The 21,869-nt window shown below is 45.4% G+C and carries 20 protein-coding genes, 1 tRNA gene and 1 riboswitch; of the genes, 15 read left to right on the top strand and 6 right to left on the bottom strand.

Going from position 1 to position 21,869, the window contains the following annotated elements; genetic code table 11:
- The 4 genes from rsxC to OU793_RS10360 form a co-directional block, all read right to left on the bottom strand.
- Window positions 1-2,084, bottom strand: a 2,084-nt coding sequence (gene rsxC / locus OU793_RS10375; RefSeq protein ID WP_274647764.1) for an electron transport complex subunit RsxC, incomplete at its 3' end; no start/stop codon positions are given.
- An 8-nt stretch (window positions 2,085-2,092) separates the two neighbouring features.
- Window positions 2,093-2,689, bottom strand: coding sequence for an electron transport complex subunit RsxB (gene rsxB, locus OU793_RS10370; RefSeq protein ID WP_159404048.1), 597 nt, complete (start codon window positions 2,687-2,689; stop codon window positions 2,093-2,095).
- Window positions 2,690-2,692: 3 nt separating this feature from the next.
- A complete protein-coding gene (gene rsxA / locus OU793_RS10365) occupies window positions 2,693-3,271 on the bottom strand; it encodes an electron transport complex subunit RsxA (RefSeq protein WP_005380762.1) in 579 nt (192 codons plus the stop codon).
- A gap of 327 nt (window positions 3,272-3,598) precedes the next feature.
- Window positions 3,599-3,674: transfer RNA gene (locus OU793_RS10360), tRNA-Asn, on the bottom strand.
- A 587-nt stretch (window positions 3,675-4,261) separates the two neighbouring features.
- On the opposite strand from OU793_RS10360, the gene uvrB reads away from it, so the two are divergent.
- The 3 genes from uvrB (at window position 4,262) to luxU (ending at window position 8,326) form a co-directional block, all read left to right on the top strand.
- Window positions 4,262-6,292: an excinuclease ABC subunit UvrB gene (gene uvrB, locus OU793_RS10355; protein WP_005494496.1), complete on the top strand. Its 2,031-nt coding sequence runs from the start codon at window positions 4,262-4,264 to the stop codon at window positions 6,290-6,292.
- A gap of 289 nt (window positions 6,293-6,581) precedes the next feature.
- Window positions 6,582-7,985 carry a quorum-sensing sigma-54 dependent transcriptional regulator LuxO gene (luxO, locus tag OU793_RS10350; RefSeq protein ID WP_005461534.1) on the top strand — a complete coding sequence of 468 codons (1,404 nt, stop codon included), beginning with the start codon at window positions 6,582-6,584 and terminating at the stop codon, window positions 7,983-7,985.
- A gap of 2 nt (window positions 7,986-7,987) precedes the next feature.
- Entirely contained in the window at window positions 7,988-8,326 is a 339-nt protein-coding gene (luxU, locus tag OU793_RS10345) for a quorum-sensing phosphorelay protein LuxU (protein WP_025500803.1), read from the top strand.
- Between the two features lie 76 nt (window positions 8,327-8,402).
- Here the strand turns inward: luxU and OU793_RS10340 are convergent, their stop codons facing one another.
- The gene (locus OU793_RS10340; protein WP_005494500.1) at window positions 8,403-9,296 is read right to left on the bottom strand and encodes a YvcK family protein; all 894 of its coding nucleotides are present in this window, start codon (window positions 9,294-9,296) and stop codon (window positions 8,403-8,405) included.
- A 173-nt stretch (window positions 9,297-9,469) separates the two neighbouring features.
- Window positions 9,470-9,603: riboswitch (molybdenum cofactor riboswitch) on the top strand.
- Here OU793_RS10340 and moaA point away from each other — a divergent pair.
- The 11 genes from moaA (at window position 9,592) to OU793_RS10285 (ending at window position 19,765) form a co-directional block, all read left to right on the top strand.
- Entirely contained in the window at window positions 9,592-10,581 is a 990-nt protein-coding gene (gene moaA, locus OU793_RS10335) for a GTP 3',8-cyclase MoaA (RefSeq protein WP_005461510.1), read from the top strand. Its footprint overlaps the riboswitch before it by 12 nt.
- Before the next feature lie 101 nt (window positions 10,582-10,682).
- The gene (moaB, locus tag OU793_RS10330) at window positions 10,683-11,195 is read left to right on the top strand and encodes a molybdenum cofactor biosynthesis protein B (RefSeq protein ID WP_005461494.1); all 513 of its coding nucleotides are present in this window, start codon (window positions 10,683-10,685) and stop codon (window positions 11,193-11,195) included.
- Window positions 11,196-11,221: 26 nt separating this feature from the next.
- Window positions 11,222-11,701, top strand: coding sequence for a cyclic pyranopterin monophosphate synthase MoaC (moaC, locus tag OU793_RS10325; RefSeq protein ID WP_005461493.1), 480 nt, complete (start codon window positions 11,222-11,224; stop codon window positions 11,699-11,701).
- The gene (gene moaD / locus OU793_RS10320) at window positions 11,698-11,955 is read left to right on the top strand and encodes a molybdopterin synthase sulfur carrier subunit (protein ID WP_005461535.1); all 258 of its coding nucleotides are present in this window, start codon (window positions 11,698-11,700) and stop codon (window positions 11,953-11,955) included. The genes moaC and moaD overlap by 4 nt, the downstream gene beginning before the upstream one ends.
- 1 nt (window position 11,956) lies before the next feature.
- On the top strand, window positions 11,957-12,412 hold the full coding sequence (moaE, locus tag OU793_RS10315) for a molybdopterin synthase catalytic subunit MoaE (RefSeq protein ID WP_058965733.1): 456 nt from the start codon (window positions 11,957-11,959) through the stop codon (window positions 12,410-12,412).
- A 561-nt stretch (window positions 12,413-12,973) separates the two neighbouring features.
- On the top strand, window positions 12,974-14,647 hold the full coding sequence (locus OU793_RS10310) for an ABC transporter substrate-binding protein (RefSeq protein WP_005461499.1): 1,674 nt from the start codon (window positions 12,974-12,976) through the stop codon (window positions 14,645-14,647).
- 132 nt (window positions 14,648-14,779) lie between these two features.
- A complete protein-coding gene (gene oppB, locus OU793_RS10305) occupies window positions 14,780-15,700 on the top strand; it encodes an oligopeptide ABC transporter permease OppB (RefSeq protein WP_017447833.1) in 921 nt (306 codons plus the stop codon).
- A 15-nt stretch (window positions 15,701-15,715) separates the two neighbouring features.
- Window positions 15,716-16,618 carry an oligopeptide ABC transporter permease OppC gene (gene oppC / locus OU793_RS10300; protein WP_005482423.1) on the top strand — a complete coding sequence of 301 codons (903 nt, stop codon included), beginning with the start codon at window positions 15,716-15,718 and terminating at the stop codon, window positions 16,616-16,618.
- 27 nt (window positions 16,619-16,645) lie between these two features.
- Window positions 16,646-17,617, top strand: coding sequence for an ABC transporter ATP-binding protein (locus OU793_RS10295; RefSeq protein WP_005482402.1), 972 nt, complete (start codon window positions 16,646-16,648; stop codon window positions 17,615-17,617).
- The gene (gene oppF / locus OU793_RS10290) at window positions 17,614-18,606 is read left to right on the top strand and encodes a murein tripeptide/oligopeptide ABC transporter ATP binding protein OppF (protein WP_017447834.1); all 993 of its coding nucleotides are present in this window, start codon (window positions 17,614-17,616) and stop codon (window positions 18,604-18,606) included. The genes OU793_RS10295 and oppF overlap by 4 nt, the downstream gene beginning before the upstream one ends.
- Before the next feature lie 211 nt (window positions 18,607-18,817).
- Window positions 18,818-19,765, top strand: coding sequence for a glutathione S-transferase family protein (locus OU793_RS10285; RefSeq protein WP_053046982.1), 948 nt, complete (start codon window positions 18,818-18,820; stop codon window positions 19,763-19,765).
- Window positions 19,766-19,878: 113 nt separating this feature from the next.
- Here OU793_RS10285 and OU793_RS10280 read toward each other — a convergent pair whose 3' ends face one another.
- Window positions 19,879-20,301 carry a hypothetical protein gene (locus OU793_RS10280; protein ID WP_017447836.1) on the bottom strand — a complete coding sequence of 141 codons (423 nt, stop codon included), beginning with the start codon at window positions 20,299-20,301 and terminating at the stop codon, window positions 19,879-19,881.
- 285 nt (window positions 20,302-20,586) lie between these two features.
- Between OU793_RS10280 and OU793_RS10275 the strand changes: the two genes are divergently transcribed.
- Window positions 20,587-21,861: an MgtC/SapB family protein gene (locus OU793_RS10275; protein ID WP_020838701.1), complete on the top strand. Its 1,275-nt coding sequence runs from the start codon at window positions 20,587-20,589 to the stop codon at window positions 21,859-21,861.
- Window positions 21,862-21,869: the final 8 nt, after the last annotated feature.

The raw sequence follows: 21,869 nt of genomic DNA, 5'->3' as shown, positions 1-21,869 counted from the left end.
GCGGCTGCAACTGCGGCTTTCTTCGGATCTTCGCCAAGCTCTTGAGAAGCTGTTTCTTCAACAGGTTGCGATTCAGTTTCTTGTTGTGCTTTGCGCGCTTTTGCACGAGCAATAGCAGCAGCGACCGCGGCTTTCTTCGGATCTTCGGTTGGCTCTTGAGAAGCTGTTTCTTCAACAGGTTGAGATTCAGTTTCTTGTTGTGCTTTACGCGCTTTTGCACGAGCAATAGCAGCGGCTACTGCAGCTTTTTTATCTTCTGGCTCTTCAGATGCGTTTTCTTCCTGCTGAGCTTTTTTCGCTTTCGCGCGCGCGATTGCTGCAGCAACTGCGGACTTTTTGTCATCAGCATTGTTAGCAGGGGTTTCGCTTTGTTCTTTTTCTGCTTTACGTTCACGAGCAAGACGCTTGCGCTCTTCACGCAGTTTTGTCATTTCGGAGTTGTCAGGCTCAGTTGCACCAACTTCTGCTGCTGCGGCTTGCTTCGCTTTTGCTTTGGCAATGGCAGCTGCGACAGCAGGTTTAACTGCTGGCTCAGCTTTATTATCTTCGTTCGATTTTTGTGCTTTAACACGAGCAATGGCTGCGGCGATCGCATCATCACCACCGGTTGACTTCATCTCTTTTCGACGGTCATCCGCGGCTTTCTTGAAGCGGTTCTCACGTTCTGCTTTTTCGCGCTCCATACGCGCTTTTTTCTCTTCGAAGCGCAGTTTCGCACGCTCTGCTGCTTCTGCTTCTTGAGTTCGAGTACGAATTTCTGCTTTTGCTTGGCGGTAATATTGCACCAGTGGAATTTCACTTGGACAAACAAACGCACAAGCGCCACACTCGATACAATCTTTTAGATTTAGTTCTTCTAGCTTGTCATATTCTTCGGCCTTAGCATGCCATTGAAGCTGCTGTGGCAGTAGAGATGCAGGACAAGCTTCCGCACATTGACCACAACGTATACATTCCATCTCGTATTGATGAGCTGAAATCTCGTGACGAGTCGGAGCTAAAATACAGTTCGCCGTTTTGGTGATAGGAACCTGTGAGTGGGGCAGGGTAAAGCCCATCATTGGTCCGCCCATGATCAAACGCTGAAGTTTTTTATCGGCTTTGTACCCGAATTCGTCGAGCAGTGCTTGAACTGGGGTACCCAAGAGCGCCCATACGTTTCGAGGCTGTTTAAAGGTTTTACCGGTTAACGTAACGACACGTTCGATCATTGGCTCGCCATCGATGATAGCGCGCTTAATCGAGTATAAAGAACCGACGTTTTGAACCAAGATGCCAATATCTGCAGGGATAGAGCCGCTAGGAACTTCCTTGTTGGTCAGAATCTTTATCAGCTGCTTTTCACCGCCCGACGGGTATTTCGTCGGGATTACTCGAATAACAATGTCCTTGTTCAGCGCGGCACTTTCCAACGCTTTAATGGCATCTGGCTTGTTATCTTCGATACCAATGATCGTCAGCTTTGGCTTAAGGATGTGTTCGACGATTTCGATACCCTGGATAAGCTCTTCGGCATGCTCCTGCATCAGTTTGTCATCGGCCGTGATGTACGGTTCACATTCTGCTGCATTCACAATCAGGATTTCTGTACGAGCAATGCCCGATTGGATCTTTTTCGCAGTAGGGAAGCCAGCACCACCCATCCCTGAAATGCCAGCAAGGCGAATAATGTCGATGAGTGCATCGGCGGATTCTTGAGTGTAGTCAGCGATAGGTGACTTTTCACACCAAGTATCTTGGCCGTCAGGAGTGATGACGGCGCACAATTCGCTCAAACCAGAAGGGTGAGCCACCGTTCGAGGCTCGATGGCAGTAATAGTGCCAGAAGTTGGCGCATGTACGGGTACTGTAAACCCAGTTTCTGATTGGGTTAAAGCTTGTCCTTTTAAAACGTGCTCACCAACAGAGACCAACAAGTTACCCGCTTTACCAATGTGCTGTTTCAGCGGAAGAATGATTTCAGCGGGAATGGATGCTCGCACTAAGTCGGCTTTATTGGATTGTTTTTTGTTTTCTGCCGGATGCACACCGCCTGGGAAGTCCCAAAGCGAGCCAGTACGAATTTGTTCAATCAAAGACAACATACGAAACCTTACTTAATTGAATCTTTCACGTTCGCTGCATCGCTGGCAGCATCCGTAATGTTAACCACTGGGATGGCGTTAAGTTGCCACTTCCAGCTATCTGTGGTGGTTTCCACAGGAATCATTTCAATACAATCGGTTGGACATGGCGCGACACACAAATCGCAGCCTGTACATTCGTCTTTGATGACCGTGTGAACGGCTTTTGTCCCACCAACAATCGCATCAACAGGACAAGCTTGAATACACTTAGTACAACCGATACACATATCTTCGTGAATGAAGGCAACGGTCGGTACTTTGCTGTCTAGAGCGTGTGCCGACTCTTCAGGTTCCACACCCATTAAGTCTGCGAGTTTTTCGATGGTTGCTTGACCGCCGGGAGGACACTTATTGATGTTGTCTCCATTCGCAATCGCTTCTGCGTATGGTCGACAGCCTGGATAACCACATTGGCCACATTGTGTTTGTGGAAGAATCGCGTCGATTTGATCCACGATAGGATCCGCTTCAACTTTAAAACGAATAGAAGCAAAACCAAGAATGGCGCCAAAAATCGCAGCAAGCACAGCGAGTGCGATGATAGCAATTAAAATCGTACTCATTGTTTACTTCACCAAACCTGTAAAGCCCATGAAAGCAAGCGACATTAAACCCGCAGTGATCATTGCAATCGATGCACCTTTAAATGGAACAGGCACGTCAGCCGCAGCGATACGCTCACGCATAGAAGCAAAAAGGATCAATACAAGTGAAAAACCGACGGCTGCACCAAAACCATAAATGATAGATTCGATGAAGTTATGATTCTCATTGATGTTGAGAAGTGCAACACCCAATACGGCACAGTTGGTCGTGATCAGTGGTAAGAAGATACCAAGCAAGCGATAAAGGGTCGGGCTAGTTTTGTGTACCACCATCTCGGTGAACTGTACCACGACAGCGATCACCAAAATAAAGCTCATGGTTCTTAAGTACTCGATACCGAGCGGTCGCAAGATATAGCTTTCCACTAAGTACGCACACACAGATGCGAGGGTTAGCACAAAAGTGGTTGCTAACCCCATGCCTATTGCTGTTTCCAGTTTTTTAGACACGCCCATAAATGGACACAAGCCCAAAAACTTCACCAGTACAAAGTTGTTCACCAGCACAGTGCCGACCAACAACAAAACATATTCGGTCATAGTTATTACGTTCTTAAAATCCGATCCCAATATTATCGTGTTTTGTGACACCAATAACAACCAGTGAACGATGTGGTTTTATACACACGGCTGAAAAATAACCGTCAATGTGAGTTAGATAGATGAATTTGTATCGGAATTAATAGTTTGGTGAATAATTTGTTGGGGAAATGAGAGCTAACGAAAAGTGCGCGAATCCTGAGTGGCCCATACGAATGATTGAGTTGGCCTCTGATACTTAGCAAGTGGATAGAAATTTTAAGCAGATTTTTTGACGATTAAAAACGAAAAAAGCTCAGTTTTTCAACTGAGCTTTTTTCTTGAATTTGGCTCCCCCTGCAAGACTTGAACTTGCGACATACGGATTAACAGTCCGCCGTTCTACCGACTGAACTAAGGGGGAATTGCTTTGCTTGAAAGCGGGAAGAATCTTACCGAGCACTAAAACTAGTGTCAACAGTAAAAAAATACATTTTTTTGAAAAAATTGCGCTTAAAGCGCTTTACTTTTTTGTAGTGCTTGCCAGTAAAGGGCTAGAGTTACTTATCCACTAAAATTGTGGATAAGTGTGTTGATGAGATCTGAGTAAAGATCTTTTATATGCAACGCGGTTTGTTTTGTGTGCATTTTTAGTCAGTTTTATGCGCAAAATAGGCAGATGAAACAGTGATTTATTGAGTGAGTGGGTAAAATATTCAAAGTGGATAAAAGATGAGCTTTTGGGGATAACGAGCTTTTTAGAGAAGTTTTGGGGAAAAGTTGTGGAAACTATAAGTTGATATTAGAGGAGTGTTTATCAACTAGGGCGAAGTACTATATCAGAGCGACTCGAATAAGGCTATAGCCATATAGACAAAGTACAAAAATTATTAACAATGAGTGAGAAAAATCATTTAGGCATAGATTTCGTTTACTAAGGTGTATATATATACAGCGCAGAAGTGGTAACACAGCCTAACGTAGTAAAGGCAGTAAAGATTGAGGAAGGGTATGAGTAAAGTTTATGAACTGGTCTCTGAGTATCAACCGTCAGGTGACCAGCCAACCGCGATTAAGCAATTATTAGAAGGCTTAGATGCGGGGTTGGCGCATCAGACGCTTTTAGGTGTAACGGGTTCTGGTAAAACGTTCACGCTAGCGAATGTGATTGCTCAAGCACAGCGCCCTGCAATTTTACTGGCGCCAAATAAAACCCTCGCGGCTCAGTTGTATGGGGAAATGAAATCGTTCTTTCCTAACAATGCGGTCGAGTATTTTGTGTCTTACTACGACTACTATCAACCAGAAGCGTACGTGCCTACAACTGACACCTTTATTGAAAAAGATGCGTCAGTGAACGCTCACATTGAGCAAATGCGTTTGTCTGCCACCAAAGCTTTACTCGAACGAAAAGACGCCATCATCGTCGCTTCTGTCTCTGCCATCTATGGTTTGGGTGATCCCGAGTCGTATTTACAGATGATGCTGCACTTACGCCGTGGTGACGTGATCGATCAGCGTGACATGCTTCGTCGCCTAGCGGAACTCCAATACTCGCGTAATGATGTCGCTTTTGAACGCGGTCAGTTCCGTGTTCGCGGCGAAGTGATTGACATATTCCCAGCCGAGTCTGACCAAGATGCTGTGCGCGTTGAAATGTTTGATGATGAAGTGGATTGCATCAGTGTGTTCGACCCATTGACGGGTGTCGTGAAACAAAGAGATTTGCCGCGTTACACGATTTACCCGAAAACGCACTACGTGACGCCCCGCGACCGCATTCTCGAAGCGATAGAAAGCATCAAAGTTGAGCTCGAAGTACGCAAGAAACAATTACTAGAGAATAACAAGCTAATAGAAGAGCAGCGCATTAGCCAGCGTACACAGTTTGATATCGAGATGATGAATGAGCTCGGTTTTTGCTCTGGTATCGAAAACTACTCACGTTATCTCAGTGGTCGTTCTGAGGGTGAGCCGCCTCCAACCTTGTTCGATTACTTGCCTCATGATGGTTTGCTTATCATCGATGAGTCCCACGTGACTGTACCGCAGATTGGTGCGATGTATAAAGGTGACCGTTCACGTAAAGAAACTCTGGTTGAGTTTGGTTTCCGCTTACCATCGGCGTTGGACAACCGTCCTCTAAAATTTGAAGAATTTGAATCTCTTGCTCCGCAAACTATTTTCGTCTCGGCGACGCCGGGCAATTATGAGCTAGAGAAATCGGCAGGTGAAATTGCGGATCAAGTCGTGCGTCCTACTGGCTTGCTGGACCCAATACTCGAAGTTCGACCAGTCGCGACGCAGGTCGATGATTTGTTGTCTGAAATTCGTATTCGTGCCGCCAAAGAGGAGCGTGTTCTTGTTACGACTCTGACCAAACGAATGGCGGAAGATTTAACGGAATATCTGCATGAGCATGATGTTCGTGTTCGTTATCTTCACTCCGACATCGACACGGTAGAGCGCGTCGAGATCATTCGAGATTTGCGCTTAGGTGAGTTTGATGTCTTAGTGGGTATCAACTTGCTTCGAGAAGGTTTGGATATGCCGGAAGTCTCGTTGGTGGCAATTTTGGATGCCGACAAAGAAGGTTTCTTGCGTTCAGAACGTTCACTCATTCAGACGATAGGTCGTGCTGCACGAAACATTGAGGGTAAAGCGATTCTCTATGCGGATAGCATTACAAAATCGATGAAAAAAGCGATGGATGAAACCAATCGTCGTCGTGAGAAGCAGCAAGCGTACAACGAGAAAATGGGCATTACGCCGCAAGCGTTAAAACGTAATATCAAGGATATTATGGAATTGGGCGACATTACTAAGTCCAAACGTCAACGCAATACTAAGCAAGTGCCACTGTCTAAAGTGGCTGAACCATCTCAAACTTACGAAGTGATGTCTCCACAACAATTGGAGAAGGAAATCAGTCGACTAGAAGCAGCGATGTACCAACATGCTCAGGATCTGGAATTCGAGCTTGCGGCTGAGAAGCGTGATGAAATAGAAAAACTGCGTGCGCAATTCATCGCGAATAGCTAGTTAACACGAAAAGCTGTTTCTAAAGAGATACTTGGAATAGGCAAAAAAAGAAGCCAATAGGCAGTCGGGTCTATTGGCTTGTTTTGTGAACATATCGTTCACTAACAACGTCAGTTGGCTAGGTGACCCGAGGGGTCGCTAATATATCAGCATGCTTTATGCCACTTTTTAACCTATTGATATCATTTTTGATTCTATTATCATTAACCGTAACTTTGCTAATGTTATTTGCAAAATGCAAAGCGTAATGCGATTATTGTTTAAAACACAACAAAATATTAGCTAGGTTATGCAACAAAAAACTGAAGGCCAAAAATCTCGTTACCTTCTGATGGTTGAGGATACAGCATCGGTTGCGGCGTTATACCGCTCGTACCTCACGCCGTTAGGGATCGACATTAATATTGTCGGTACAGGTAGAGATGCCATTGAAAGTCTCAATCATCGAATTCCAGATCTTATTCTTCTCGATCTTCGTTTGCCTGATATGACGGGGATGGATGTTTTGCACGCCGTTAAAAAGAGTCATCCAGATGTGCCGATCATTTTCATGACGGCTCATGGCTCTATCGATACAGCGGTAGAAGCGATGCGTCATGGCTCTCAAGACTTTTTGATCAAACCGTGTGAAGCAGACCGTCTGCGTGTTACGGTCAACAACGCAATTCGCAAAGCAACTAAGCTAAAAAATGAAGCAGATAATCCGGGTAATCAGAATTACCAAGGTTTTATCGGCAGCAGCCAAACCATGCAGCAGGTCTATCGCACCATTGACTCTGCCGCTAGCAGTAAAGCGAGTATCTTTATTACTGGTGAAAGTGGTACGGGTAAAGAGGTATGCGCAGAAGCCATCCACGCTGCAAGCAAACGTGGTGATAAGCCGTTTATTGCCATCAACTGTGCAGCCATACCTAAAGACTTAATTGAAAGTGAACTATTTGGTCACGTAAAAGGGGCATTTACTGGTGCGGCAAATGACCGTCAAGGTGCCGCTGAGTTAGCCGATGGTGGCACGTTGTTCCTCGATGAATTGTGTGAAATGGATTTGGACTTACAAACCAAATTATTGCGATTCATCCAAACCGGTACTTTCCAAAAAGTAGGCTCTTCAAAAATGAAGAGTGTGGACGTGCGCTTCGTTTGTGCGACCAACCGAGACCCTTGGAAAGAAGTTCAAGAAGGACGTTTCCGCGAAGACTTATACTACCGGTTATACGTGATTCCTTTGCATCTTCCGCCTCTTCGCGAACGTGGTGAAGATGTGATTGAAATTGCGTACTCACTGTTAGGCTACATGTCTCATGAAGAGGGCAAAAACTTTGTCCGCTTTTCTCAAGAAGTGATTGATCGCTTTAACAGTTATGAGTGGCCGGGTAACGTCCGACAACTACAAAACGTACTACGCAATATCGTGGTGCTCAACAACGGCAAAGAAATTACGTTAGATATGTTGCCACCGCCGCTGAATCAACCGTTAGATAGGCCATCTGTATCTAAACTGATTGAGCCAAAAGCGATGACTGTTTCAGAGATCATGCCGCTATGGATGACAGAGAAAATGGCGATTGAGCAAGCGATTGAGGCGTGTGACGGCAATATTCCAAGAGCCGCTGGGTATCTTGATGTCAGTCCGTCAACGATTTACCGCAAACTACAAGCATGGAATGGTAAAGAAGAGCGGCAGAAGGTGTAAGCATGACGATATTGAATCAACAAAAAATAGATGAACTGTCGATGGAAATCGGCAGTGATAACGTGCCTGTTTTGCTCGATATTTTTTTGGGTGAGATGGATACGTACATCGACAACTTGTCGCAGTTAGAAGGTTCAGAGCGCTTAATGTATTTGAAAGAGATCAGCCATGCGCTAAAAAGCAGTGCTGCGAGTTTCGGAGCCGACAGTTTGTGTGAGTTAGCGATGTCTATCGATAAAAAAGCCAAATCTGGTGATTTAGTTGAACAGGGTAGTGAGGTTAACACTATGCTTGATCGCTTGAATGAAACACGCGACGCGTATCGCTCTTGGACTCAATAAAGTCTTTACTTTTTAAACACAAAGCCCTTCCATATTGGAAGGGCTTTGTCGTATCAACGTTGGCAGTCTCAAGTGGCTACTTAGTGAGTAGTTGGTTTTCTATCGCTGCTTTCAACTTATCTCGGTCGTGACGCCAATCTCGGTTGGTTGAGGCTAATGATTCGGTAACGACGTTCCATTGTTCCAACACTTTTTGGTCCGTTTCTTCGGCAAGGACGACATCGATTCTTCGTCCTTGGCACGCACGTTCACACCATTCCAGCTTTTGCGCCATCGACATTCGACCTGCTGGGCCGTATTCAGGGCTGAGGTTAGCAACGAATATCACCTTCGCTTTTCGGTTTGCTGCAATGGCTTTGCCCAGCTCAGGCAATAACAATGGCGGCATAATACTGGTGAGGAAACTGCCTGGGCCAAGAATGATTGCATCGGCTTCTGCCAGAGCAGTAACGGCTTCTTTAGTGGCTGGAACTTCTGGTGAAAGATCTAAGCGACGTAAGTCGGTTTCCATCTCATCCACATTGGTTTCACCTGTGACCCATTGACCGTTCACTGAAAGTGCAGACAAATCCGAAGGGTGCTCTGACATTGGCAGAATATTTACATCAACCTTAAGCATGTTTCGGATCAGATTGATTGCATCCAGCGGTCGAACCGACAAGTTATCCAATGCTGTTAGCATCAAATTGCCAAGGTTGTGGCCGTCCAGCTCTCCCGTACCTTTAAAGCGGTATTCGAACATCATCGAACTGATAGATGGCTCAGTGATTAGCTGGTTGATGCAGTTTCTGGTGTCTCCCCAAGCGATGCCACCTTGGCAATGACGAATACGCCCAGTTGAACCACCATTGTCGGTTGTGGCTACAATGCCCGTAGCATTGCTGCCAAAGTCTTTTAAAGCGGCTAACATTCGACCTAAGCCATGACCACCGCCAACTGCGACCACTTTCTTATCCGTATAGATATTCATTACGTTCTTCTAATAATGTTGTAAAAAACGGCTACAATTTAACTTAATGAGTGTCCTAACGGTACTCACTAAGCGGTAATTTGTGTCTCTAGAGAGTTTTTTATCACTCAAGTCTGGATTCCATTACAAATATTAAGTATTTTACTCCGCAAAGCTATCAGGGGTTATCCCTCTGGTTGCCATAACTCCGAGCTCACTATGCTAAGTCCGAGGATAAGCATTTTGAGCCAGTGACATACTGTCACAAGGGCATGATTGGAAATGGCCATGCCTCCCGTGTTTGGAAAGGTGTTCCGTGGCGCAACAATTCGAAGACAAATTTCATCGTAAGTTTTATTACTTGCGTCTGTCTGTGACCGACGTATGTAATTTCAAATGTACCTATTGCCTTCCTGATGGTTACAAACCATCGGGCAACAAAAACTCGTCTTTTTTATCTCTTCCTGAAATCAAACGGGTCGTAAAAGCGTTTGCTGATTGTGGCACGTCAAAAGTGCGCATTACTGGCGGTGAGCCAAGCTTACGCAAAGATTTCACTGACATCATTCATTCTGTCGCAACGACGCCAGGCATCAAAAAGGTGGCGACGACGACTAACGGCTACAGAATGGCGAAGCAAGTTGCAGACTGGCGTGAAGCCGGTTTAACAAACATCAACGTGAGTGTCGATAGCCTTGACCCTCGAATGTTCCATCAGATTACTGGTGAAAATAAGTTCACCGAAGTCATGAATGGTATCGAGCGTGCGTTCGAAGTCGGTTATGAGCAGGTCAAAGTTAATGTGGTGTTGATGAAAGATCTGAACCATCACGAGCTACCCGCATTTCTTAACTGGATCAAAGACCGTCCAATCCAATTGCGCTTTATTGAGCTAATGCAAACGGGCGAGATGGATGACCTATTTTCAAAGCACCATGTTTCTGGTGTTGCGATTCGTAATCAACTGATTGCGAACGGCTGGTTACTGAAAGTGCGTTCGCACAATGATGGCCCCGCTCAGGTGTTTGTTCACCCAGATTATAAAGGTGAAATCGGTCTTATCATGCCGTATGAAAAAGACTTTTGTGAAAGCTGTAACCGTCTGCGTGTTTCTGCGCTGGGTAAGCTGCACCTTTGTTTGTTTGGTGAACATGGCGTTGAATTGCGTGATTTGTTGGAGCGTGATGACCAAGAAAACGAGTTGATTGAACGTATCCAATCGCAACTGCAAACAAAGTCCGTAAGCCACTTCTTACACGATGGCAATACTGGTATGACGCCGCATCTTGCGTCTATCGGCGGCTAACTTTATTCAATTTTTAGAGAGAGCTTGGTGCTAAGCTGGCTCTAACTTTTTCCGAATCGATACCAAGCGTATCAAAGCTAATTTAGAGAATAGGTGAACAAATGGGTCACGCTGAAAGCAAATTTCAACCTGCAAATATTGCCGTTCTAACGGTATCTGACACACGTACTGAAGAAAACGATACCTCTGGTCGTTACCTTGTTGAACACGCTCAAGAAGCGGGTCACAACGTGGTAGACAAACAAATCGTTATTGATGACATGTACAAGATCCGCGCGATCGTTTCTCAATGGATTGCCGATGAAAACGTCCAAGCGATCATGATCACTGGCGGTACAGGTTTTACCTCACGCGATAGCACGCCAGAAGCACTTAAGCCTCTATTTGATAAAGAAGTTGAAGGCTTTGGTGAGTTGTTCCGTATGGTGTCGTATGAAGAGATCGGTACGTCTACTATTCAGTCTCGTGCGATTGCAGGTTTTGCTAACCACACCGTGATCTTCGCAATGCCAGGTTCAACGGGTGCGTGTCGTACAGGCTGGACAAAAATTATTAAACAGCAGTTGGATGCAAGTCATCGCCCTTGTAACTTCATGCCACACCTATCTGTATAACCTTTCCTAAAAGCGAAGGAAAAACAATGACCCAATTTACACACATTAATGCATCTGGCGAAGCGAACATGGTCGATGTGTCTGCAAAAGCAGAAACCGTGCGTGAAGCTCGCGCTGAAGCATTTGTACACATGGCTCCAGAAACCTTGCAACTTATTGTCTCTGGCCAGCACCACAAAGGTGATGTGTTCGCAACGGCTCGTATTGCTGGTATTCAAGCAGCGAAGAAAACATGGGATTTGATTCCGCTTTGTCATCCGCTACTGCTTTCTAAAGTTGAAGTTCAACTGGAAGCTATCGAAGCAGAAAACAAAGTTCGCATCGAGTCTGTATGTAAACTTGCGGGTAAAACTGGTGTCGAAATGGAAGCGCTCACTGCAGCTTCCGTCGCTGCACTAACGATTTACGATATGTGTAAAGCAGTACAAAAAGACATGGTCATTGGTCAAGTTCGTCTATTAGAGAAGACGGGTGGCAAATCTGGACATTTCAAGGCGGAATCATGATTAAAGTACTCTTCTTTGCTCAAACCCGCGAGCTAGTGGGTATCGACAGCGTTGATTTGGACGGCCAGTTCGATACGGTCGAAGCCGTTCGCGCACATCTTGTCGAAGCGGGCGCAGAAAAAGCCGGCAAGTGGGATTTGGCGCTTGAGCCAGGCAAGCTGCTTGCTGCAGTGAACCAATCGATCGTCCCACTGGATACACAAGTAAAAGCGGGTGACGAAGTTGCGTTTTTCCCACCGGTAACGGGAGGCTAAGATGGATCCTCGTGTTTCTGTACAAGTTGAAGACTTTTCTATTGATCAAGAATATCAACGCTTGTCGGAAGGCACTGCTGCTGGTGCGGTCGTGACCTTTATCGGTAAAGTCAGAGATATGAACCTTGGTGACAACGTGATTGGCCTGCACCTAGAGCATTATCCGGGCATGACGGAAAAGAGCTTGAGCGATATTTGTGATGAAGCGGAAGCTCGCTGGCCACTGCTTGGCGTGCGTGTGATTCACCGTGTGGGTGATATGGACAGCGGCGACCAAATTGTATTTGTGGGCGTTTCTAGTGCGCATCGCGGCGCGGCATTTGATGCGTGCGAGTTCATTATGGACTACCTGAAAACCAAAGCACCGTTTTGGAAAAAAGAGCGCACAACTAACGAAGATCGTTGGATTGAATCGCGCGACACCGATCATCAAGCAGCGCAGCGCTGGGAAAAATAGAACCAGCCACTCGTTTTGACAAAAAATAAAAAGCTAAGTGTTAATCGCACTTAGCTTTTTTTGTATTTCGCGATTTGTTCAACCATATTGAAACGGTTCAATACTGCGATTCTTATCTTCGAAAACACCCGTGTTTTATCTCGGTGACATTGTTCACAATAAAAAATATCGAGCAATATATAAACGATTATTTGTTAGACTTCGTTTGTCACAAATGTTAAATAATATGCAAATATCCAGCATAAGATGCTATCAAATAGTTTAAATTTAGAGTAATCGAAAGTTTTGGCTGATAAACGTCAGTTACAGTCTTCATTTTACTAGTGAATGCTTTTGTATTGGAGTTTATTGCTAGATATGTGCGGTTATTACAGAATTATTAGTTTTTTTGCTACATTTTTATGGCAAATTACTTCAATGATTGCTAATGTGTGCCGCAGTCTCTGTAAGGTTTTAGGCTTTTGTGCTCAGAAAGTGCACTAAAAAAATCTAAAACGCTGACCGTTCCAGTCCCTTATAGAGAAGTCATGGATGCTAACGAAAAAACTTGGAGTTTTACGCATGTATAAGAATAAAATCACGCGCGCTTTATTTATTGGTGCTGGTCTTTCTCTTGCCCTAGCGGGTTGTGGCGACAATAAGCCAGAAGAAAAACAGGCGGCTCAGCCAGCACCTGCACCAGAAGCAAAAACTGATTCTTCAGAACCGAAACTAGCAGCAGTTCAAGAATTGGTGCGTGGTAACGGTACAGAAGTTGCGACAATAGACCCTCACAAATCTCAAGGTGTTCCTGAATCTCACGTGATTCGCGACCTACTTGAAGGCCTAGTAAACCAAGATGCAGACGGTAACACTATCCCAGGTGTTGCAGAATCTTGGGAAACTGAAGACAACAAAACATACACTTTCCACCTACGCAAAGACGCGAAATGGTCAAACGGCGATCCTGTAACAGCAGGTGACTTCGTTTACAGTTTCCAACGTGCTGTCGACCCTGCAACGGCTTCTCCATATGCTTGGTACATGGAATACACCAAGATGAAGAATGCGAAAGACATCGTTGCTGGCAAAAAAGACAAGAGCGAGCTGGGTGTTAAAGCTGTGGATGACCACACTCTAGTGGTAGAGCTAGATACAGCTGTACCTTACTTCGTGATGATGATGGGCCACACAACAGTGAAGCCTGTTCACCAAGCGACAGTAGAGAAGTTCGGCGATCAATGGACGAAGCCAGAGAACTTTGTTGGTAACGGTGCTTATGTTGTTGACAACTGGGTTGTGAACGAGCGTCTAGTATTGAAGCGTAACGAGCAATACTGGGACAACGAAAACACCACACTAGAGAAAGTTACTTTCCTACCGATTGAAAACCAAGTTGCAGAAATGAACCGCTTCCTAGCGGGTGAAATCGACTTCACGAACGAACTGCCAACAGAGCACTTCAAGCGTCTGAAGAAAGAGCACCCACAAGAAGTATCTGTGACGGGTAACCTATGTACTTACTACTACATCTTCAACACGAAGAAAGCTCCGTTTGATGATGTACGTGTTCGTCAAGCTATCTCTTACGCGATTGATCGTAACATCGTAACTGATGCGATTTTAGCTCAAGGTCAAAAACCAGCTTACTTCCTAACGCCAGAAATCACAGCAGGTTTCAACCCAGAAATTCCTGCTTACGGCAAAATGACGCAAGAAGAGCGTAACGCAGAAGCGGCTCGTCTATTGGAAGAAGCAGGCTACGGCGCAGATAATCCACTTAAGTTTAACCTTCTTTACAACACGTCTGAGAACCACAAGAAAATTGCGGTTGCTCTAGGCTCTATGTGGAAGAAAACACTTGGTCTAGACGTAACGCTAGAAAACCAAGAGTGGAAAACATACCTATCAACAAAAGACTCAGGTAACTTCGAAGTTGCTCGTGCTGGTTGGTGTGGTGACTACAACGAAGCTTCGTCATTCTTGACTCTAATGATGAGCAACAACACCACTGGTGGTATTCACTACGACAGCAAAGAATATGATGCAATTATGAATAAAGCGTTCAGCTCTACGTCAAACGAAGAGCGTCAGGCGCTTTACCTAGAAGCTGAGAAGCTAATGGCGAAGGATATGCCAATTGCACCTATCTACCAGTACGTGAAATCACGTCTACTATCTACGAAAGTGGGTGGCTTCCCATCAAACAACGCGGAAGAAAAGATCTACTCTAAAGATCTCTACATCACTGAGTAAATCTTCAATCAGATAGAACTATAAAAATTAGGCTCTGCATGTGAGAAATTGCATGTAGCGCCTATGTTCAGTCCAAAATAAATCGGACTATTCTTTTTCATTTAAATTGTCACAGACTGAAAGAGTGAGTTTATGCTTAAATTCATCGCAAAAAGGATATTTGAGGCGATCCCAACAATGTTGGTTTTGATCACCGTATCTTTCTTTCTTATGCGTTTTGCACCGGGAAACCCTTTCTCGACAGAACGTCCACTACCGCCAGAAGTTATGGCGAACATTGAAGCGAAATACGGCCTTGATAAGCCAGTATTCGAGCAATACACAACGTATTTGACCAACGTTCTGCAAGGTGATTTTGGTCCATCGTTTAAATACCTAGATTACACCGTAAACGAGTTGATCGCCGTTGCTCTGCCAGTGTCAGCGAAAGTGGGTTTTATCGCCTTCATCTTTACGTTGGTCATGGGCGTGACGGTCGGGACGATAGCGGCTCTCAAGCAGAATACGTGGGTTGACTACACCATAATGTCGACCGCGATGCTTGGTGTGGTTATGCCGTCGTTCGTATTGGCACCAGCTCTGATTTACCTATTCTCTCTACATTGGCACATTTTCCCTGCGGGTGGTTGGCAAGATGGTAGCTGGCAGTTTTTAGTGTTGCCGGTTATTGGTATGTCATTGCTTTACGTTGCAACGTTTGCCCGTATTACTCGCGGTTCAATGATTGAGACACTAAACAGTAACTTTATCCGCACCGCTCGTGCTAAAGGTCTGAGTTACCGTTACATCATCATCAAACATGCTCTCAAACCAGCACTTCTTCCTGTTGTTTCTTACATGGGGCCTGCTTTCGTAGGCATCATCACGGGTTCTGTTGTTATCGAAACCATCTTTGGTTTGCCGGGCATCGGTAAGCTATTCGTTAACGCTGCATTTAACCGTGACTACTCGCTAGTAATGGGTGTAACCATTCTGATTGGTTTCCTATTTATCTTATTCAACGCGATTGTAGATATTCTACTTGCAATGATTGACCCGAAAATTCGCTACTAACAGGGAAGTTTGGTTATGTTGACGAAAAAAGAAAACCTAGAAGCGATTGAAAAATTCTCTGAGAACTTAGAGATTGAAGGTCGCAGTCTTTGGCAAGATGCTCGTATCCGCTTTATGCGTAACAAAGCGGCGATGGTGAGCTTATTTATTCTTGTTTTAATGACGTTGGCGGTAATTGTTCTGCCGATGATCGCTCCTTACGCGTTTGACGATACTGACTGGTATGCAATGCACGTTGCGCCAAACTCTGAACATTGGTTTGGTACCGACAGTCTAGGCCGAGATTTGTACGTGCGTACTCTAATCGGCGGCCGTATCTCGCTAATGGTTGGCGTGATGGGTGCGTTCGTAGCGGTATTGATTGGTACACTTTACGGTGCGGCTTCTGGCTTCATTGGCGGTAAAGTTGACCGCATTATGATGCGTATTCTAGAAATCTTGTACGCTGTACCGTTCATGTTCCTAGTTATCGTACTTGTTACCTTCTTCGGCCGTAACATCATTCTTATCTTCGTTGCGATTGGTGCAATCGCATGGCTGGATATGGCGCGTATCGTACGTGGTCAGACACTCAGCCTACGTAGTAAAGAGTTCATCGAAGCGGCGCACGTTTGTGGTGTAAGTAACTGGAAAATCATCACTCGCCATATTGTACCGAACGTATTAGGTATTGTAGCGGTTTACTCTACGCTTCTAATTCCGAGCATGATTCTGACCGAATCATTCCTCTCATTCCTTGGTCTTGGTGTTCAGGAACCAATGACAAGTTGGGGCGCACTTCTACAAGAAGGTGCACAGACAATGGAAGTAGCAATTTGGCAGTTGGCATTCCCAGCGGCGTTCATGGTTGTGACTCTATTCTGCTTCAACTACGTTGGTGACGGCCTGCGCGACGCGCTGGATCCAAAAGACAGATAATTAAAAGATAAGATTAAGGAAGCAATGATGAGCTTATTAGATGTCAAAGATCTGCGTGTCGAATTTACCACCCAAGATGGTATCGTAACCGCAGTAAACGATTTGAACTTCTCTCTGAAGCAGGGCGAAACTCTCGGTATCGTGGGTGAATCTGGTTCAGGTAAATCACAAACTGTATTCGCAATCATGGGTCTACTGGCGAAAAACGGCAAGATCTCAGGCAGTGCGAAATTTGAAGGTCGAGAAATTCTTAACCTTCCAGAAAAAGAGCTGAACAAAGTTCGTGCAGAACAGATCGCGATGATCTTCCAAGATCCGATGACCTCGCTAAACCCATACATGAAAGTGAGCGATCAACTGATGGAAGTGTTGATGCTGCATAAAGGCATGGGCAAGTCAGAAGCGTTTGAAGAATCTGTTCGCATGCTTGAAGCGGTAAAAATCCCTGAAGCTCGCAAACGTATCACCATGTATCCGCACGAATTTTCAGGCGGTATGCGTCAGCGTGTAATGATTGCGATGGCGCTATTGTGCCGTCCTAAACTGCTTATTGCTGATGAACCAACAACCGCGTTGGACGTAACGGTTCAAGCGCAGATCATGGACTTGTTGAACGAGCTGAAATCCGAGTTCAACACTGCAATCATTATGATCACCCACGACCTAGGTGTTGTTGCTGGTTCATGTGACAAAGTGCTTGTGATGTACGCAGGTCGTACGATGGAGTACGGCAACGTAAACGAAATTTTCTACAACCCAAGCCACCCTTATGCGGAAGGTCTTTTAAAGGCGATCCCTCGTCTGGATACAGAAGGTGAAATTCTGCCAACCATTCCTGGCAATCCACCAAACTTGCTGCGTCTACCACCGGGCTGCCCTTACCAAGAGCGTTGTCATCGTGTGATGGACCGCTGTAAGCGTGAGGCACCAATCTTGACGCCATTTGGTGATGGTCGTCAGCGTGCATGTTTTTCTGAATGGGAGGCTTGGAACAAATGAGCGCAGATAAAAAGTTAATTCTGGATGTATCTGATCTGAAAGTTCACTTCAGCATTGCATCAAAATCAGCGTGGCCTTGGTCAAAACCTTCCAGCCTAAAAGCGGTAGATGGCGTAAATGTGCGCCTCTACGAAGGGGAAACGCTTGGCGTAGTAGGTGAGTCGGGTTGTGGTAAATCGACCTTCGCACGTGCCATCATTGGACTTGTTGAAGCGACCGATGGCGAAGTGGTTTGGTTAGGCCAAGACCTCACCAAAATGAAAGATGTACAGCGTCGTGAAACGCGTAAAGAAATCCAGATGATTTTCCAAGATCCTTTGGCTTCTCTTAACCCGCGTATGACGGTTGGCGACATCATTGCTGAGCCTTTAGAGACATTCTACCCAGAATTGTCTAAGCAAGAAGTGAAAGACCGCGTTAAAGAGATGATGGCGAAAGTTGGTCTATTGCCAAACGTAATCAACCGTTACCCGCATGAATTCTCAGGTGGTCAGTGTCAGCGTATCGGTATAGCACGCGCACTTATCCTTAAGCCAAAAATGATCATCTGTGACGAACCAGTTTCGGCGCTAGACGTATCGATTCAGGCTCAAGTTGTTAACCTTCTGAAAGAGCTGCAGAAAGAGCTAGGACTTTCTTTGGTGTTTATCGCACACGATTTGTCAGTGGTGAAACACATCTCTGATCGTGTTCTCGTGATGTATTTGGGTAACGCGGTAGAGTTAGGCGAAGCGGATGCGCTATTTGCAGACCCTAAGCACCCTTATACGCGTGCGCTGATGTCGGCGGTTCCAATCCCAGACCCAGAGTTAGAACGCAATAAAACCATCCAAATGTTGGAAGGGGATCTGCCATCACCAATCAATCCTCCTTCAGGTTGTGTGTTCCGTACTCGTTGCCCTCAAGCGACAGAAGAGTGTGCAAAAACCAAACCTACGATTGAAGGTACAGACATTCACGCGGTTTCTTGTATTCACGTGAGCGTGTAACCACCAAATGTTAGGTTAAGTAAATTCAGCCTGTGACGGGCTTAAGCGCGATTCCTTTTACTAGGGTCGCGCTTTTTTTATGCTCACTTTCTTTGAACACGAATTTCAATGCTCATTCGAATTTCTTGAACAAGATGTCCTAAGCGTGATGATTTTCTGTTTCTTATGAATCTCTAATATAAAGGGAGACATAAGAAATAGGAGAGCAATCATGGGTAAGTTGGTCGAAGGCGTATGGCACGATGTGTGGTATGACACAAAAGCGAATGGCGGGAAGTTCGTTCGTGAAGACGCTGGATTTCGTGACTGGATTAAAAATGATTCAGAGGCGGTATTCCAACCAGAATCTGGCCGTTACCATTTGTACGTTTCTCTCGCGTGTCCTTGGGCACATCGAACGCTTATCTTCCGTAAGTTGAAAGGTCTAGAGCCACACATTGATGTGACGGTTGTTTGCCCTGATATGCTCAGTCAAGGTTGGCAAATGGGTTTACCCGATCCGCTGTTTGGTCATACACGTATGCACCAAATCTACACTCAAGCGAAACCTGACTACACAGGGCGTGTTACGGTGCCAGTTCTGTGGGACAAAAAGACCAACACGATCGTGTCGAATGAATCGTCAGAGATCATTCGTATGTTTAACTCCGCATTTAACGATCTCACGGGCAATCATGACGATTATTATCCCGAGCCACTACGCGGTGTGATTGATGAATGGAATGATTACATTTATCCAAACGTGAATAATGGGGTGTACCGTTGCGGTTTTGCTACTTCGCAAGAAGCGTATGAAGAGGCTTTTGAATCATTGTTTTCGGCCTTAGATAAAATTGATGGTCATTTGGCGACCCATCGCTATCTAGCAGGCAATAAAATTACGGAAGCCGATTGGCGTTTGTTCACCACGTTAGTGCGTTTTGATGCCGTGTACGTTGGGCACTTCAAGTGTAATAAACAACGCATTGCCGATTACGTCAATATTCAGGGTTATCTGAAAGAGCTGTATCAGATTGACGGTATCGCCGATACCACCGATTTCTATCATATTAAGCGCCATTATTACTTCAGTCACACAGGGATTAATCCAACGCAAGTGGTGCCTAAAGGGCCTGATTTAGACTTTAGTTCTCCTCACCAAAGAGAAATGATCGGTTAGTTTGTAACGGTTCATCCAATACAAAGCCCTTAACGACGAACTGCGTTGTTAAGGGCTTTTATTCACGCTAAGTACTGGGAGATAGAGGGGCAATTTTAAAATATATGCTCGCCTTATTTAGCGCGGACGATGTCCATCACCAACTTACCGTCAACCTTTACTGGACCATCTTCTTTGGCTCCGAGTGAGTACTCAAATACGCCCGTCTTCATTCCACCTTTTTCTCCGTGGACCATTAGCATCAGCATGTCACCAGACTCAACCGGTTCCATCAAAATTGCATTCACGTTCTCATTTTGTCCCATTTTAAGCGGAGCATAGCCGATCACGGGGCCTGGCTTCATCGATTCATCTGTTCGGTGTACAACCATCCACCCGTTTTCGTCAGCATGAGCCATTTTTGCCGTTACCGTGCCCGCGGACATATCTTGATCTGCGCCTTCAATACTTGGGGAGGAAAAACTAAACGCAGAAAAACTGAACAGACATGCAGCTAAACCAAACTTTAGGAATGAGTTGTTGATGGAGTTGTTCATATGTATTCCTTACTTATGTGTGAGATTGCGTAATTGCATTCCATCTTCGTTACGTAGTTTCTCGTAAGAAAGTTCAGATGATATGAAAATAATGCCGATAAATTGAACAGGAGAGGGAAAATCGCTCCGTATTATTGAGCTCTGGTGATCGTTAAAAGCTAGGACAAGACCCGCTGGTAAGGCAGGAACGGTGGCCAGTTTCAGATTATCTTCTTGTCGTCACAGCTTCTTACCAATATTCAAATAAACTAATGATATGACAACCGCTTTTTAACGGGGTGATGCATGGATATCAACGAGTTTGCGACTGGCGAGCATCTTATCTGGAATCTGCTTATTGCCTTGCTATTGGGTGCGATTATCGGGACACAGCGCGGCTGGGTGATGCGAAATAGTGTTGAAGGTAGTCGTGTTGCTGGTATTCGTACGTTCTCTCTTGTCGGGTTACTTGGTGGTCTTGTCGCGATTCTTGCGGATCTCTATTCTCCTTTATTGCTTGGTTTTGCCTTGATTGCGTTGGTGATATTGGCGTGTATCGCGTTTGTCATGCAGCAGAAGAAGAGTCGCGATATCAGTATTACTGGCGTGGTTAGCTTGTTGGTGACGTTTGTGTTGGGCAGTTTAGCGGTGTCGGGAGAAGCGGTGCTTGCGGCATCTGCAGCTGTGATTACCGCAGTGGTGCTCGACAACAAACGAGAACTTCACCAAGCGTTGCAAAAATTACAGGAATACGAGCTAGATGCAGCGCTCCGGTTGCTGATTATCTCCATCGTGTTATTGCCGCTTCTTCCCAATCAATCCTATGGCCCTTGGAACGCTCTTAACCCTTACGAGATTTGGTGGATGGTTGTGTTGATTGCCAGTATTTCGTTTGTGGGCTATTTCGCAATCAAAATCGGTGGGGCGAAACGTGGCATATTGTTTACCTCCATTTTTGCAGGTTTAAGTTCTTCGACGGCGTTAACGCTGCAGTTTTCCCATCTTTCTCGGGAGCAAGCCAATATCAGCCCATTACTTGCCAGTGGCATACTCTTGAGTTGCGGCACCATGTTTCCTCGGCTGTTGATTATTCTGTTTGTGATTAATCCTCAACTTGTCTCGTTACTATGGCCGATTGTGATGGCCATGATGGCGGCGCTGTATTTGCCTGCTTGGTGGATATGGCGGCGGAGCGAAGTGGAACAGATCGAACAATCGAACAAACAGAGCAACCCACTCGCACTGCAATCGGCGCTGTTTTTTGGGATGATGCTGGCTGTGATTATGCTGCTGTCACATGCGCTTGCTGAGTGGTTCGGTAATGCGGGTGTCTTAATTTTATCGGCCCTTTCAGGGATTACGGATGTAGACGCGATTTCCTTGGCGCTCGGTCGTCAGAGCATCCAAATATTGAGCGTAACCACCGCCGCGCTGGGTATCTTAATTGCAGCATCGGTCAATACCATTGTTAAGATGAGTATGGTTGTCGCGATAGGAGACAAAAAATTATGGCTTAGGGTCGCGCCTGTGATGGTGGGATGTGTTGCCGTTGGGGCACTGATGTTCTTTGTCTTGTATTGAGTATCTGT

This window comes from Vibrio sp. VP6 (assembly GCF_028823755.1).
Classification (GTDB): Bacteria; Pseudomonadota; Gammaproteobacteria; order Enterobacterales; family Vibrionaceae; genus Vibrio; species Vibrio parahaemolyticus.
The sequence above is the reverse complement of the archived record's forward strand: the minus strand, read 5'-3'. Positions and strand labels throughout refer to the sequence as shown.

What these genes read in the sequence shown, in the direction of transcription:
- rsxB (WP_159404048.1), bottom strand. Translation starts at nt 2,689, where the DNA reads ATGAGTACGATTTTAATTGCTATCATCGCACTCGCTGTGCTTGCTGCG.
- rsxA (WP_005380762.1), bottom strand. Translation starts at nt 3,271, where the DNA reads ATGACCGAATATGTTTTGTTGTTGGTCGGCACTGTGCTGGTGAACAAC.
- uvrB (WP_005494496.1), top strand. Translation starts at nt 4,262, where the DNA reads ATGAGTAAAGTTTATGAACTGGTCTCTGAGTATCAACCGTCAGGTGAC.
- luxO (WP_005461534.1), top strand. Translation starts at nt 6,582, where the DNA reads ATGCAACAAAAAACTGAAGGCCAAAAATCTCGTTACCTTCTGATGGTT.
- luxU (WP_025500803.1), top strand. Translation starts at nt 7,988, where the DNA reads ATGACGATATTGAATCAACAAAAAATAGATGAACTGTCGATGGAAATC.
- OU793_RS10340 (WP_005494500.1), bottom strand. Translation starts at nt 9,296, where the DNA reads ATGAATATCTATACGGATAAGAAAGTGGTCGCAGTTGGCGGTGGTCAT.
- moaB (WP_005461494.1), top strand. Translation starts at nt 10,683, where the DNA reads ATGGGTCACGCTGAAAGCAAATTTCAACCTGCAAATATTGCCGTTCTA.
- moaC (WP_005461493.1), top strand. Translation starts at nt 11,222, where the DNA reads ATGACCCAATTTACACACATTAATGCATCTGGCGAAGCGAACATGGTC.
- moaD (WP_005461535.1), top strand. Translation starts at nt 11,698, where the DNA reads ATGATTAAAGTACTCTTCTTTGCTCAAACCCGCGAGCTAGTGGGTATC.
- moaE (WP_058965733.1), top strand. Translation starts at nt 11,957, where the DNA reads ATGGATCCTCGTGTTTCTGTACAAGTTGAAGACTTTTCTATTGATCAA.
- OU793_RS10310 (WP_005461499.1), top strand. Translation starts at nt 12,974, where the DNA reads ATGTATAAGAATAAAATCACGCGCGCTTTATTTATTGGTGCTGGTCTT.
- oppB (WP_017447833.1), top strand. Translation starts at nt 14,780, where the DNA reads ATGCTTAAATTCATCGCAAAAAGGATATTTGAGGCGATCCCAACAATG.
- oppC (WP_005482423.1), top strand. Translation starts at nt 15,716, where the DNA reads ATGTTGACGAAAAAAGAAAACCTAGAAGCGATTGAAAAATTCTCTGAG.
- OU793_RS10295 (WP_005482402.1), top strand. Translation starts at nt 16,646, where the DNA reads ATGAGCTTATTAGATGTCAAAGATCTGCGTGTCGAATTTACCACCCAA.
- oppF (WP_017447834.1), top strand. Translation starts at nt 17,614, where the DNA reads ATGAGCGCAGATAAAAAGTTAATTCTGGATGTATCTGATCTGAAAGTT.
- OU793_RS10285 (WP_053046982.1), top strand. Translation starts at nt 18,818, where the DNA reads ATGGGTAAGTTGGTCGAAGGCGTATGGCACGATGTGTGGTATGACACA.
- OU793_RS10280 (WP_017447836.1), bottom strand. Translation starts at nt 20,301, where the DNA reads ATGAACAACTCCATCAACAACTCATTCCTAAAGTTTGGTTTAGCTGCA.
- OU793_RS10275 (WP_020838701.1), top strand. Translation starts at nt 20,587, where the DNA reads ATGGATATCAACGAGTTTGCGACTGGCGAGCATCTTATCTGGAATCTG.